At 55.3% G+C, this 13132-nt stretch carries 14 protein-coding genes; 5 read left to right on the top strand and 9 right to left on the bottom strand.

The features are described 5' to 3' along the window. Window positions 1–615: 615 nt before the first annotated feature. Window positions 616–897 carry a YjcB family protein gene (locus tag IAE50_RS12185; protein WP_023478396.1) on the top strand — a complete coding sequence of 94 codons (282 nt, stop codon included), beginning with the start codon at window positions 616–618 and terminating at the stop codon, window positions 895–897. 36 nt (window positions 898–933) lie between these two features. Here the strand turns inward: IAE50_RS12185 and IAE50_RS12180 are convergent, their stop codons facing one another. The 4 genes from IAE50_RS12180 to IAE50_RS12165 are packed head-to-tail and all read right to left on the bottom strand — an operon-like array spanning window position 934 to window position 4814. After that, entirely contained in the window at window positions 934–1755 is an 822-nt protein-coding gene (locus tag IAE50_RS12180) for an ABC transporter permease (RefSeq protein ID WP_200580361.1), read from the bottom strand. After that, window positions 1752–2585, bottom strand: coding sequence for an ABC transporter permease (locus tag IAE50_RS12175; protein ID WP_200580360.1), 834 nt, complete (start codon window positions 2583–2585; stop codon window positions 1752–1754). Before IAE50_RS12175 ends, IAE50_RS12180 begins: the two co-directional genes overlap by 4 nt. A gap of 56 nt (window positions 2586–2641) precedes the next feature. Then, a complete protein-coding gene (locus IAE50_RS12170; RefSeq protein WP_200580359.1) occupies window positions 2642–3790 on the bottom strand; it encodes an extracellular solute-binding protein in 1149 nt (382 codons plus the stop codon). A gap of 34 nt (window positions 3791–3824) precedes the next feature. Continuing rightward, a complete protein-coding gene (locus tag IAE50_RS12165) occupies window positions 3825–4814 on the bottom strand; it encodes an ABC transporter ATP-binding protein (RefSeq protein WP_200580358.1) in 990 nt (329 codons plus the stop codon). 152 nt (window positions 4815–4966) lie between these two features. On the opposite strand from IAE50_RS12165, the gene IAE50_RS12160 reads away from it, so the two are divergent. The 3 genes from IAE50_RS12160 to IAE50_RS12150 are packed head-to-tail and all read left to right on the top strand — an operon-like array spanning window position 4967 to window position 7511. Beyond that, window positions 4967–5728 carry an MBL fold metallo-hydrolase gene (locus IAE50_RS12160; protein WP_200580357.1) on the top strand — a complete coding sequence of 254 codons (762 nt, stop codon included), beginning with the start codon at window positions 4967–4969 and terminating at the stop codon, window positions 5726–5728. Next, on the top strand, window positions 5721–6731 hold the full coding sequence (locus IAE50_RS12155; RefSeq protein WP_200580356.1) for a LacI family DNA-binding transcriptional regulator: 1011 nt from the start codon (window positions 5721–5723) through the stop codon (window positions 6729–6731). The genes IAE50_RS12160 and IAE50_RS12155 overlap by 8 nt, the downstream gene beginning before the upstream one ends. Window positions 6732–6740: 9 nt before the next feature. Next, window positions 6741–7511: an inositol monophosphatase gene (locus tag IAE50_RS12150; protein WP_200580355.1), complete on the top strand. Its 771-nt coding sequence runs from the start codon at window positions 6741–6743 to the stop codon at window positions 7509–7511. A 5-nt stretch (window positions 7512–7516) separates the two neighbouring features. On the opposite strand, the gene IAE50_RS12145 is transcribed toward IAE50_RS12150, so the two are convergent. From IAE50_RS12145 to IAE50_RS26465, 4 genes are all read right to left on the bottom strand, one after another. Beyond that, on the bottom strand, window positions 7517–8980 hold the full coding sequence (locus tag IAE50_RS12145) for a SulP family inorganic anion transporter (RefSeq protein WP_200580396.1): 1464 nt from the start codon (window positions 8978–8980) through the stop codon (window positions 7517–7519). A 294-nt stretch (window positions 8981–9274) separates the two neighbouring features. Continuing rightward, window positions 9275–9715, bottom strand: a complete 441-nt coding sequence (locus IAE50_RS12140) for a hypothetical protein (protein ID WP_200580354.1) — start codon at window positions 9713–9715, stop codon at window positions 9275–9277. Between the two features lie 2 nt (window positions 9716–9717). Then, on the bottom strand, window positions 9718–11313 hold the full coding sequence (locus IAE50_RS12135; protein ID WP_200580353.1) for a glycosyl hydrolase family 18 protein: 1596 nt from the start codon (window positions 11311–11313) through the stop codon (window positions 9718–9720). Between the two features lie 226 nt (window positions 11314–11539). Continuing rightward, window positions 11540–11668: a hypothetical protein gene (locus IAE50_RS26465; protein ID WP_255563494.1), complete on the bottom strand. Its 129-nt coding sequence runs from the start codon at window positions 11666–11668 to the stop codon at window positions 11540–11542. Window positions 11669–11918: 250 nt separating this feature from the next. Between IAE50_RS26465 and IAE50_RS12130 the strand changes: the two genes are divergently transcribed. Then, window positions 11919–12461, top strand: a complete 543-nt coding sequence (locus tag IAE50_RS12130) for a chorismate mutase (protein WP_200580352.1) — start codon at window positions 11919–11921, stop codon at window positions 12459–12461. 66 nt (window positions 12462–12527) lie between these two features. Here the strand turns inward: IAE50_RS12130 and ssb1 are convergent, their stop codons facing one another. Further along, window positions 12528–13061: a single-stranded DNA-binding protein SSB1 gene (gene ssb1, locus IAE50_RS12125; RefSeq protein ID WP_054804260.1), complete on the bottom strand. Its 534-nt coding sequence runs from the start codon at window positions 13059–13061 to the stop codon at window positions 12528–12530. Window positions 13062–13132: the final 71 nt, after the last annotated feature.

Raw genomic sequence — 13132 nt, 5'->3', positions numbered from 1 at the left:
ACTAAAAGTGTGCCTCTGGTTTTATATTTAAGGAAATATTTCGCCCTGCCGTTCCCTAAGGCGAAACGACCGGGAATAAGAGGAAGTGACCATATCGGTAATAGAGCACCGGCTTTGGCTATTTTTCACCCAATTATCCGGCTAAAAGTCGCCATTGCATAAACCAGTGCTTAATAGTTAAGTCATAATGTACTCACGCTTAATAATATAAGCAGGCTTAATTATCTGGCGAAAAACAGGGCAATTTATAGATGGCGCGTTTCCACAATCAGAACATCCTCATGACCACCGTTATCGCGTTTTTGTCGTTTTATTGCTGCGCTTATGTAAAATTTATTTTTTATTTCCCGGCAAGAGTAAGTTAAATAAAAATATTCAATGCGCGCGATCTCACCCGGCGACGATAATGTAGCGACCCGCTTTTTGCCGACTTAAAAAACTAAAAAAGCTCTCTTTTTGTACTGGTGAATAAAACAGCAAATGTGATAGAGTTCACAAATTCCGTGTATGTGGAACCCCACTTTTACATTGTTGTGTTAACCCGACGGACAATTGCTTTCGCGCGCTGCGCAGGCCGTTGCTCGCCAGGTGTTTGATTCTCCTGAGGATAGTAAGATGGCAACCCTTACCACCAGCGTGGTGCTGTTCCGCTGGCAGTTATTGAGCGCACTTTTAATGTTTATGGCCAGTACGCTGAACATTCGTTTTCGCCGTTCCGATTACTTCGGGCTTGCGGTGATCAGCAGCGGCATGGGGCTGGCAGCCGCCTGCTGGTTTGCCACCGGCCTGCTTGGCCTGTCGGTGATGGATTTCGCTAAAATCTGGCAACACTTTGCGTCGGTGTGGGAAGAGATGACCCGCAACGCACCGCCAGAGTGGCCAATGGTGATGACCTGATAAGCAGCTGGCCCGGATGATCCCCCCAGCAAAGCGCTATTTCCCCAGCTTTGACAGCATCTCCGGGCGCATAAATTTCTGAATAACCAGCATAAAGAGCACCGACGGCACTAACAGAATCAGCGCCGTAATCGACGAGACCTGATAATTCCCGGACATGCTGGCGGTATAGAGCAGGATCGGCAAGGTGGTGATATCCGGCGCGCCGACAAAAAAGGTGGCGGTGAACTCATCCAGCGACTCCAGAAAGACGAAGATACTCGCCGCAATCAACCCTGGTGCCGCCTGCGGCAGCGTAATATGAAAAAAAGTATAGAGCGGCCCGGCCCCCAGATTGCGCGAAGCCCTCGCCAGCAACGGATCGAGTGACGAGAACGCCGCAACGCTGATCCAGATTGAGTAGATCAACCCATGCACGCTGTGCACCAGCACCACCCCGGCAATCGTGCCGTTTAATCCCCACTGGTAAAAAAGCCGCGCCACATTCATATAGACCGTCAGATTCGGAAAGGCCTGCGGAATCAAAAAGAGCAGCATAAAGAAAGCACGAAACGGCATTCCTCGCTGCGCAAGCGCGTAACCCGCCGGCACCGAAATCAGCAGACAGACCAGCACCGACAGCAGCGCAATCAGCACGCTAACCCCCAGTGAACCGGAGATGTCGCTATAGGGGCTAAATACCTGGTTCCAGTACTTCAGCCCCCACTGGCTCGGCAGCGTATGGGGGAAAAACCAGCTCTCCGCCACCGTCCAGATCAGTAAATTAAGCAACGGGCCGAACAGCGCCAGCACCAGGAAGGTGAGCAGCAGCGTTTGTAAAAGAAAGCTGCCGCGAATTTTTTGACGCAACCGGTTCATGCCTGCTCCCCTTTTGCCCGCAGCGTATGGCGTAAATAGAACCACGACAGCGCGGCGCAAATCAGATAAGAGATCACGCCCATCGCGTTAGCGACCGGGTAATCACCGTACGAGTTAACGCGAAAAGCCATATCCACCGTCATCATGGTCGGCGTGCCGGTGCCAATCATCAACGGTACCGAAAGCACTGACATCATCGTCACGGTCGAGAGCACCATCGCCACGCCGATGGTCGGCAAAACCTGCGGCAGAATAATGTCGAACAGGATACGAACGCGCGACGCACCAAGGTTTTGCGCTGCCAGAATATGGCTGCGATCTACCGCCGCCATCGCCCCGCAAATCAGCAGGGTTGAGAAGGCCATCTGTTTCCAGACGAAGGTAATAATGATCCCGCTCCAGCCGAGCAGCGAGGTGGTTTCTGTCGGCGTTAACAGCCCGGCGGCCACCAGCGCATTGTTCATCAGACCGTTTTTCGCCAGAAAGGTACGCATCATCTGCGCCGTAACGATAAAGGGAATAAAGAGCGGCAGGCGGTAGAGAAAAGCGAGCGCCCGGACAATGCCCTGCCAGGGCGAGAGCACAATGATGGCGGAAATTGTTATCGACAGCAGCGCGAGGATCGCCAGCGACACCAGCACAATGATCACCGTAAACAGGATGTCGCTGGAGTAGAGCGAGAACATCTTCGCAAAGTGCGCCAGCGTTAACGCATGGGTCTCGTCGGTAAACGCCGAGATCAGCGAATAGCCGAGCGGCCAGAGAAACAGAACCGCGATGGTCAGCGTTGCCGGGCCAACCAGCAAAAGGGATTTCATCGTATGTCGCATGGTAAACCTGAATAGTCACAAAAACGCCCGGATCGGCGATCCGGGCCAGGGGTTAATCAGTTCGATACCTGACGCTCGTAGCCCTCTTTGATATCGGTAAAGTACTGATTAATGGGGAAGCTTTTACCGTAGCGGCTCAGCGTTTCCGGTGAAATCTCGGCGAACAGTTTCTGCCAGGTCGCCGCATCCAGTTTCTCTTTGACATATTTCGCGTCGATGCCCGGATACCAGTTGAACTGCTTCACAATCCCCTGCGCCTGCACCTCCGGGCTGGTCGCCAGCGCGATAAACTCCTGCGCCAGTTTGGCCTGCGCCGCGTGTGCTGGCACCACGTAATACATCGGCTGGCCCGGCATGCCCGGCGCGATTAACGTCAGCTTGATGGAGGGCGGCAGTTTGCCCTGATCCCGCCAGCTGTAGAACATATCGACCCATACTGGCCCCATGGCGATCTCGCCCCGGCTCAGCATATCGAGTGTGCCGGCGTTGCCCGGTGTGAAAGTGACGTTCTGGTTGAACGCTTTCAGTTTGGCGAAGGCCTGATCCCAGCTCTTTTCAACGCTTTTATCGTAGGGTTGCGCCGACAAGCGCGCAGCATCGGTGCCGTAGGCATAGATCCAGCCGACCACGAAACTGACGCCGGACATGCCGTTTTTAATGCCGTTATAGCCAAATGCCTTCGGGTTTTTCGCCGACCACTGCACCAGCTCATCATAGGATTTCGGCGGTGTGCTCACCAGGTCGCTGTTATAGGCAATCGCCGTCTGGCTAAGGAACATCGGCATCACATAGCCATCAACATTGACGCCCAGCGCATTTTTCGCGTTATCGGCGCTGACCAGCGAACCGGTATTGATGGCTGCGCGATACTTCTCCAGCAGCCCCTTCTCCACCAGCTGACCGCCGACCGCCTGATGCACAACGGCAACGTCGATATCCCAGCTTTTCGCCCCGCTCGCCTGCTGTGCGCTCAGCTTTTCGAGGATTTTGTTCGACCCGGCATCGCCCGGGCCGGTGCCAATAACCTGCACTTTTACCCCGGGATGCGCGGCTTCAAACTTCGGCCCAAGCCACGTTTTTACGTAATCCACCATATTCTGATCGCCTGCCGTTGCCACATTGAGCACCGTTTCAGCTTGTGCGCCCTGCGCGACAGCGCCCAGACCGAGCGCGGCGATAACCGCCAGTTTCGTTGTTACGGACATGTTTTTCCCCTAAAAGAAGCCCTGTTGGTTGGCATTAAAAAGTGGTCTCAAAGCGATGCAACGCCGGTGCCGGGATATGCAATTTGACCGGCGTTTGCACAGGCCAATTCTGCTCGGCGTCGGCAAGCAGGATCTGCCCGTTGCAGCGCACGCTGTGGCGATAGTGATGACCCAGAAACGCGCTCTCCTCCACGACGCCCTCCAGCACCAGGCCCTGCGGCAAGTCGTGTTGCGCGTTTGCGGGCAGCAACTGCACATCTGCACTGCGAAAATAGAGGCGTTTATCGCTGCTCTGTTGTTCAATCAGGCAGTTATCCGCCCCCATAAAATCCGCGACGAAGGGCGTGGCCGGGTGGTGGTAGATCGCCTCCGGCGTGCCAATCTGCTCAATGCGCCCCTGATTGAGCACCGCAATGCGATCGGCCATCACCAGCGCCTCTTGCTGGTCATGCGTCACAATCAGCGAGGTAAAACCGAGGCGCTTTTGCAGCGCTTTAATCTCATGGCGCACATTGAGGCGCACTTTGGCATCAAGGTTTGATAACGGCTCGTCGAGCACCAGCACATCCGGTTCAATCGCCAGCGCACGCGCAAGGGCAACACGCTGGCGTTGGCCGCCGGAAAGCGCCGTCACTTTACTTTCGGCATAGGGTTCAAGATTGACGATGCGTAATAATTCCCGCACCCGCTGCTGGATACTCTCTTTTTTCCAGCGCCGCACTTTGAGGCCATAACCAATATTTTGTGCCACGGTGAAGTGGGGCCAAAGCGCATAACTCTGGAACACCATGGTGATATTTCGCTGCTCGGGCGTGAGGTGCGTAATATCCCGATTGTTAATTGCCACCGTGCCCGATTGCGCCGGGATAAAACCACATAATGCATTGAGCAGCGTCGTTTTTCCGCAGCCGGAGGGGCCAAGCAGCGCAATCATTTCACCCTTTTCGACGGCTAAATGAATATCGTGCAGCACCACTTTCTCGCCATAGGAAATTTTTAGTTTATCGATATGCAAATAACTCACGGGCGATCCTTTCTTGCGCATCTTAATTAGCAATGAACACGTGTTCATTTATTTGTAAAAAAAATGCAACTTTGTAGCGACATGATGTGAGCCTACTTTGTCCGCTATTTGTGACAATTTGATTAAGTGATAACGCTTTTTAGCGAGGCGACATGAAAATAGATGTGCTGGGCTGCGGGAGCGCCTTTTCGCGGCAGCAAAACACTTCCGCTATTCGGGTTATTGACCGGGAGAAGCGCCAATGGTTGATTGACTGCGGCCCCACTATTCCGCGCGCGCTCTGGCAGCGAAATCTGGATATTAACGAGATTGACGCCCTCTACTTTACCCATGTGCACCCGGATCACTGCACCGGCCTGACGGCACTGCTCAATCACTGGAAAAGCTTTCAGCGGCGTAAACCGCTGATTATCTGGTCGCAGCGTGAACAGCGCCCGGTACTGATGCAGTTGGCGAGCCTGGCAAACTGGCCGCAGGCAGAACTGAGTTTTGCGATTGAGTGGCGCGACAGCGAAGCCGCGTTTCACTGGCAGGGTTGGCAGATCCACACCGCCTTTACCCACCATGAAATTCCCAATCTTGCGCTGCGTATTGAAGCTGATGGGTGCGCGCTCTTTTACAGCGGCGATGGTCGTCCGACGGCAGAGAGTATCGCCCTGATGCACAATGCAGACCTCGCCTTCCAGGAGTGCGCCTCGCTGACGGCGTTAGGCAGCGACGCCTCCCATGGCGACTTTCCCGATTGCCTGGCGCTCTATCAGCAATTACACCTGCCCGCGCTCGGCTTATACCACTGCAACGATGCCGTCCTTGCGGCACTGGCACAGGCATGCGCACCCTATCCGGGGCTGTTTCTTAGCGAGGATGGCAGGCAGTTTGACCTTCTCACGCAGCAGGCGGCCCACCATGGCTAAACAGACGGTCACCGCCGAGGATGTGGCGAAGCGGGCAGGCGTTTCCCGCGCGGTGGTCTCGCGGGCGCTCAGCAGCAACGGCAGTATCTCCCCCGCCACGAAAGAGCGGGTATTGCGTGCCGCACAGGAGCTGGGCTATCAGGTCAATTTCCTTGCCCAGGGCTTAAACCGCCAGCGCAGCCACCTGATTGGCGTGATTGTGGCGCGTATTGCCGATCCGTTTCGCAGCCGCCTGCTGGAGGAGCTGCTGCATGAAATTCAGCGGCGCGGCTACCAGGCGCTGGTTACCGAGATCGCCGGGGAGCAGGATCTGGTTGCCACGCTGCGCCGTTTTACCCAGTTTCGCGTCTCGGGGGTAATTGTCACTTCCGGCCAGCCGCCGCAGGCGATTGTGAATGAGTGCGTTAACCTGCACATCCCGGTGGTGGGCATCAACCGCGACCCCGATATTCCGCTGGTCGATTTTGTCTGCTCCGATAACCGCGCCGGGGCGCAGCTGGCAGCAGAACAGCTTCTTAGCGCGGGCTGTCGTCGCTTCGGCTGGCTGAATACTCACGGCTCAACCTGGGCGGGACGCCGCCGGGGTGAAGCTTTCTCCCTGGCTTTAGAGGATGGCGGCATCGATACGGCGCAGCAGATGCAGATCATCATGGCGCATGAAGAGGGTTATGCGGGCGGTTGGCAGGCGGCGTTAGACCACTCCGCTGAGCTGCCCGACGGCATCTTTTGCGCCAACGCTCAGCTGGCCTGCGGCTTTCTCGACGGCATGCGCCAGCGCGGCAAACAGGCACCGCACGATTTCCATCTGATCGGTTTTGATAACACGCCGCAAAGCGGGCAGTTCAGCTACCAGTTAACCACACTGCATCAAAACACCACGGAGATCGCCCACCGCGCGCTGACGCGTCTGCTGGAGCGGGCGAAAAATCCGTTGCAGCCTTCCCACGTCGAGTGGGTTAAGGTGGAACTTATTCATCGACACACATCGCCACGCATTGGCTAAGAGCTATCTATGACAGAAGAGTTTACCCACGCGCTCTGCGCGCTGATTCGCCGCCTCGGCCTTGAGGCCAAACAGCTTCGTGATAAAGGGCTGACCGTTGAGCAGAAAGGTCGCCAGGACTTTGTCTCGCAGGCGGATGTTTATGTCGAGACGCAGCTGCGCGAGTGGTTGAAGGCGCAGCGCCCACAGGATGGCCTGCTTGGCGAAGAGCGCGGGCTGGAGCCGGGCAGCGAAGGCACCTGGGTTATCGACCCGATTGATGGCACCACCAACTTCATTCTTGGTATGGATTACTGGTGCATCTCCGTCGCCTGGGTATGCAATGATCGCATCGAGCTTGGCATTATCTACGCGCCGGATCGCGAAGAGTTTTTCTTTGCCCGCGCGGGCCACGGCGCGTTCCTCAACGATCGCCGCTTAACCCTGACGGAACCCTCGCCGGATGCGGTGGTGCTCGGCGTCGGGCGCTCAAGCCGCCGCGAGCCGCGTGAATATACCGATGCGCTGGAAAAACTGCTCGATCAGGGCGTGGAACACCGCCGTTTTGGCGCCGGTGCGCTGATGCTGGCGCACGTCGCCGCAGGGCTGGTGCACGGCTATTACGAAGCGCACCTGCACAGCTGGGACGCACTGGCCGGGCTGGTGCTGATCAGTGAAGCGGGTGGTCGCCACAACGACTTTCTCGCCAACGAGGGGTTAACCAACGGCAATACGGCGTGGGCCGCCACGCCAGCAGTGTGGCAGCAGCTGCAACCGCTGCTGCTGCCGTCAGGGAAGTAACTTACTTAGCGGGCAGGCCACTGGTTGAGATCGATTCCGCGCTGCGGCGCGGTTTTGGCAAACTCCCGCAGCACCGCTTTCACATCCGGATCGAAATAGTCGACGTTCTCATGCTCAACCACCACCACGCTGCGCTCCGGGATCTTCGCCAGTAATGCCTGTAGACGGGGGTTATGCAAAAAGGTCAGGTTCTGCTGGATGCGCAGCACATAGTGATCGCCACGGCGCGCAAGCTGCAACGCGTTGCGATGGCAGTGGTAGAGGCTCAGCGCCATCTGCACCGCCAGCCCCAGCGCAATCCCCATCAGCATGCCGAAAACAATAATCCCCGCGACGGTGGTAAGAAACGGTACATACTGCTGATACCCGCCGCGAAACTGCTCGATAAAGAGGCGCGGCGTCGCCAGCTTATAGCCGGTGTAGAGCAGCACGGCGGCGAGGCTTGCCAGCGGGATCACCGATAACAGTTCCCCGAACCACAGACCACACACCAGCAGCAGTACGCCATGCAGCAGCACCGAGAATTTGCTTTGCGCGCCGTTGCTGACGTTAACCGAGCTGCGCACAATCACTGCGGTGATCGGCATTGCGCCCACCAGACCTGAGAGCAGGTTACCCGCGCCCTGCGCCACCAGCTCTTTATCCGGCGACGGCGGCGGGTTCTGCGGGCGCAGCTTCTTCAGCGCCTCCTGGCTGAGCAGGGTTTCGAGGCTGGCTACCAGCGCCAGCGTGATCGCGACCGTGTAGACCGCCGGGTTTTGCCAGGCGCTCCAGTCCGGCCCCTCCAGTTCGGTCATCAGATCGTTAAGGGAGCCAAACTCCGGCAGAGTGATGCGCGGTAACGCGGGAAGCAGATGCGGCGCAAGGTAGCTCAAAGCAATCACCATTACGCTGCCGAGCAGCACCGCCACCAGCGGTCCGGGGATCCAGCTCAGGCTTTTGATCCGCTTCATTACCGCCGAGTCCCATCCCCATAACAGGAGCAGGCCGCCTGCCGCGACGAGTAACGAGGTCAGCGAAACGGTAAAGTCGCCGCTGAAGAGCTGGCCTAAACCGCTCTCATCCACCTCGCCAAGCGCGACCGGAATCTGCTGCATAATCAGCAACAAGCCGATCGCCGCCAGCATCCCCTTAATCACGCTACCGGGCACCAGCCCGATAAAGCGCCCGGCGCGCAGCAGGCCCATAGCCAGTTGCAGCACGCCTGCCAGGACTAATGCGAAGAGAAAAGCGGAGAAGGAGCCGAGCGACTCCACCGAGGCCACGACAATCGTTACCAGCCCGGCAGCCGGGCCGCTGACGGCAAAACGCGACGGACTTAGCGCAGTGACCAGTAGCCCGCCGATGATCCCGGTTAGCAGGCCAACAAAGGGCGGCAGCCCGCTGGCGTGGGCGATGCCCAGGCAAAGCGGCAGCGCCACCAGAAAAACGACCACGCCTGCCAGGGTATCCTGGCGCAAGGTGGCGATGGGAAGAGAACGGGCCAGCAACGGTTTTAACCTTTTCACAGTGCGACTCCCTTATAGACGGTGAACAAAATCTGGCTGGTTTGATGCGGGAACTTTTACTACTAGCACTGTCGGCAGGAATATAATCCTAAGGAAAATCTTATTATGGATTTAAATTAGTAAAAAAAGTCTGAATGTAAAATTATGAAAAATAAATTCGCGCGAAATATACAGATATCAAGAAAATATTGAGCTTATTGATAACTTGATAAACAGTAGGGTTTAATTCAGGCATTTAACCAGATAATAATAAAGTTATATCACTGCGCTCTCTTTCTCATTCACAGTTAATAACGCAAGGGTATTAATGCAGCTGACAATCAGGCCGTCATCTTCAATAGCATCTTGATTAATTATCTGAACCAGCGCCTCTTTAATAAACGCATCATCATACTCGCCATGATATAAGCCGAGGATCTTTACCGCTTCGATGCGGATATCATCATCACCGCTGGTATCCGTGGCAATATCAAGCAGCGCTTTTGCTGAACTGCGATCCAGTGTCTGATTAAAACCGCGCAGGAGATCGCGTTTTTCACTCGCATCCAGCGCAGCAAAAGCTAAGAGATTGCTCTGCTCGTTATCCATTTCCACTCCTGAATCCGCCTGCGAAGCATTGAGCTTATCAATATCTACCGATATTGCTAATCGTGCGCAGGGGTGTGCCTCCGTCCATGGAAGCACGGTTCCAGGCAACTCTATTTCACGACCTTATCCCAGGCCATCTGCCAGGCGCTACCAGCACCCGGCGCGTAGGCGCTGGCCAGCCCTGCGCACCAGCCGGTGTAGGGATAGGGTTTGCACTGATACAAATGATTGTCGCTGCCGAGCACAATATCTCCGGCTTTATAAGCATGGCCGGCAGCATATTTCGGGTAGCTCTGCTGATCCGGTGTATCGTCACCGTGGTCGGTTGTCATGACGTTTAATACCGCCGACAGCAGGGATTTATTCCCTGCCTTATCAATGGCATTTACGCTGTAGGCGTAGTTACTGTTCGCCGTCAGATCGTCATCGGTGTAGGTATTACCGCTGGCATCAGCCACTTTCTGCTGATTGCGGAACACTTCATAGTGATCCATGCCCGAGCCGCTATCGGTGGAGGCTTTCCAGGTCAGATGCACGCTGGTGGCGGTCGCCTCGGCGTTCAGCCCGGTGGGTACGCTCGGTGCAGTGGTATCTTTTTCCGGCGTCTCAATCACGCTGCCGTCGTGGATCAACTGAGTGTAAGCTTTGCGGAACTGCCCGTTGTAAGGCACATGGTTAACGTTTTCGCCCTCATCCCAGTTGATGGACCAGGTCATTAACCCTCTGAGCGGTAGCCCCTCTTTTTCCATATCGGCGAAGAGGCGGTAAACATCCTGCGGGGTTTTAACAAACCCGGTCGCGGCGGCAGCGCCATTACTCGGCAGGCCGATAACTAATTTGCTGGAGGGGATTTTTACCGCAGAGAGGCCGTGCTTATCGGTAATGATCTCTTTGCTGAAGTGGTAGAGAAATTCATATTTTTTGCTGTCGTCATTCTGCGCGTAATTCACCCACCAGCCATCTTTCGTGGTGTCGTCTGGCTGAAAACCAATGCCAAACGCGCCCTGGTTATAGAACTGCGGTGCGATAAAGTCGTAATACCCTTCGAGGCTAGTAATATATTTCTGGTACTGCGGATTCGCTTTGGTCAGATAGGGAATTTCTGGCGCCATACTGATAATAAAGTGTTTACCCTGCTGCTGATAATGGTCACGCACTTTTTTCAGCGCCGCCGGAATAACGGTTTCGTTATCGGCTTTTTTAATCGCACTCTGTTCGAGATCGATATCCAGACCGTCAAAACCATATAAATCAACGAGTCGGATAATTTCGTCGGCAAAATGCTGCGTATCGCCGTTGGCTTCGTGTAATTCAATATGCGCATCCGCGCCACCAAGGGATAACAACACCGCCTGGCCGCGTTCGTTCAACGCCGCCACTTCCGCGCGGAAGCTCTGATCGGTGCCGTAGTAGGGGATAAAAGTCGGCATGCTTTTGCCATCTGACGACTTCATAAAGGAGGCCATCACCACGTTGTAGGCTTTCGGCGTATCTTTTAATGCCAGCTTCAGCGGATAGCCCTGCTCATAATCGCCGGAAAAACCCTGATCCCAGTTGTGCCAGTAGCCGACTAATAATTTTTTGCCTTCAATGGAGGGCATGGTATCGGCGTAATCGGTGTTGGCGAATACCTGGCCGCTAAAACCGACCATCCCCGCCAGCGCCAGCGAGGCGAAGACATTATTTATCTTAAATATACTTTTCATGATAATCCCTTAAATATGAGCCCTGCAGCCCGAATGCTGAATATCGGATGCAAAGTACAAACAATGAAAATCATATTAAAGGCTACCAGGATAATTTCATTATTTAAGTGACAGGAAGATTCTGCTCTTTATTTAGCGGATTTTATTGTGATAAAGAACCTTCTGAAAGTTAGTCAGCCAGGGGGCGAGGTAAACAGATTTCCTGTTTCGTGCAGCTGTTTATTTATCAGAACATCGCGCGCAGCAGTGCGCGCAGAAAAGTGCGGATTTCCATTGCCAGATCGCTGTGTGAAAGGCTGAGAAAAAGCATCAGCAACAGAGTGATGATAACGATAAGCGTGACCCGGGTTTTCATCGCGATTTGCCTCCTGCTTGCCGAAAAAGTGTGGCCGCTTCAGCGTGCGCTATTTCAGGCACTTGCACCAGCGGACATTGTTAACGGTGTAATAAAACGAAACGGTAATTTCATTTCGTGATTACAAGTTTTTAATATAATCACGCCGCCACAGGATGTGAGAGGCTCCTCTGCCTGACACGGTGGTTTAACAGGAAGCGCGCACTGCAACTTGAGATACACGCCCATCTATCGACTTCGGAGAGTGATTATGGACTACAAGTTTTACTCCGCCGTGGTGATGCTCGCCACGCTCAGCTTTTCCGCCGCTGCGGCTGTCACGGCCGATGCCTCACTCGGCAAACTGATTAACGAGCGGCTGTCATGGATGAAAGACGTCGCAGGTGCTAAGGCACAGCAGCACCAGGCCATAGAAGATTTGGCTCAGGAGCAGAAAGTGCTGGCGCGCGCCGTTATCGACGCCGAGGCGCTGGGGCTGGATGGTGAGAGCGTGAAGCCCTTTATTCAGGCGCAAATGGATGCCGCGAAAGCGATTCAGTACCGCTACCGTGCCGACTGGCTGGCGACACCGGAGACAAACTGGCAGCCGCGTCCGCTGGATGAGGTGCGAAAACAGATAAGCGAGCTGAGCGATCGTATTCTGCGCAAAGTGGCGGAACGCCTAAAAGCCAGCGGCAAGTTGACCGATGCCGATAAAGAGGAGTTTATGCGCACGGTTCAGCAGCACAATTTGACTGAGCAGGATAAAGCGCATATGTGGCGTGCGCTGGAATCGATTTCGCTGAAAGGGTAAAAACAGAAGACCCCGCCGGGGCGGGGTCTTATCGTTCATATTACGACGCCAGAGAAAGGCGCTAAATTAGAACGGGATATCGTCGTCGAAATCCATCGGCGGTTCGTTGTTAGACGGTGCCGGGGCAGACTGCTGCTGCGGACGAGACTGCGCGCCGCCGCTGAACTGGTTGTTGTTGCCCTGCGGCTGCTGAGGCTGACCCCAACCGCCCTGCTGCTGGCCGCCACCTGCCGGTGCACCGCCGCCGCCCTGGCGACCGCCCAGCATCTGCATGGTGCCACCAACGTTCACCACCACTTCGGTCGTGTACTTTTCCTGGCCGGACTGATCGGTCCATTTGCGGGTGCGCAGCTGGCCTTCGATATAGACCTGAGAACCTTTACGCAGATACTCACCGGCAACTTCCGCCAGCTTGCCGAACAGCACAACGCGGTGCCACTCGGTCTGCTCTTTCATTTCTCCGGTCGCCTTGTCACGCCACGATTCGGACGTAGCCAGCGTAATGTTGGCAACTGCGCCACCACTCGGCATATAGCGTACTTCCGGGTCCTGGCCCAGATTACCGACGAGAATAACCTTGTTTACGCCTCTGCTGGCCATGATCGTGTCTCCTGAAATCGTTTCGTAGTAGTGTAAACGCGCGAGTGTACCATTTCCACGTAGCATTTTGA

Origin of the sequence: Kosakonia sp. S42 (assembly GCF_016624785.1) — a bacterium.
Taxonomy (GTDB): Bacteria; Pseudomonadota; Gammaproteobacteria; order Enterobacterales; family Enterobacteriaceae; genus Kosakonia; species Kosakonia cowanii.
This window is presented reverse-complemented; position numbering and strand designations above follow the sequence as displayed.

What these genes read in the sequence shown, in the direction of transcription:
- IAE50_RS12185 (WP_023478396.1), top strand. Translation starts at nt 616, where the DNA reads ATGGCAACCCTTACCACCAGCGTGGTGCTGTTCCGCTGGCAGTTATTG.
- IAE50_RS12180 (WP_200580361.1), bottom strand. Translation starts at nt 1,755, where the DNA reads ATGAACCGGTTGCGTCAAAAAATTCGCGGCAGCTTTCTTTTACAAACG.
- IAE50_RS12175 (WP_200580360.1), bottom strand. Translation starts at nt 2,585, where the DNA reads ATGCGACATACGATGAAATCCCTTTTGCTGGTTGGCCCGGCAACGCTG.
- IAE50_RS12170 (WP_200580359.1), bottom strand. Translation starts at nt 3,790, where the DNA reads ATGTCCGTAACAACGAAACTGGCGGTTATCGCCGCGCTCGGTCTGGGC.
- IAE50_RS12160 (WP_200580357.1), top strand. Translation starts at nt 4,967, where the DNA reads ATGAAAATAGATGTGCTGGGCTGCGGGAGCGCCTTTTCGCGGCAGCAA.
- IAE50_RS12155 (WP_200580356.1), top strand. Translation starts at nt 5,721, where the DNA reads ATGGCTAAACAGACGGTCACCGCCGAGGATGTGGCGAAGCGGGCAGGC.
- IAE50_RS12150 (WP_200580355.1), top strand. Translation starts at nt 6,741, where the DNA reads ATGACAGAAGAGTTTACCCACGCGCTCTGCGCGCTGATTCGCCGCCTC.
- IAE50_RS12135 (WP_200580353.1), bottom strand. Translation starts at nt 11,313, where the DNA reads ATGAAAAGTATATTTAAGATAAATAATGTCTTCGCCTCGCTGGCGCTG.
- IAE50_RS26465 (WP_255563494.1), bottom strand. Translation starts at nt 11,668, where the DNA reads ATGAAAACCCGGGTCACGCTTATCGTTATCATCACTCTGTTGCTGATG.
- IAE50_RS12130 (WP_200580352.1), top strand. Translation starts at nt 11,919, where the DNA reads ATGGACTACAAGTTTTACTCCGCCGTGGTGATGCTCGCCACGCTCAGC.
- ssb1 (WP_054804260.1), bottom strand. Translation starts at nt 13,061, where the DNA reads ATGGCCAGCAGAGGCGTAAACAAGGTTATTCTCGTCGGTAATCTGGGC.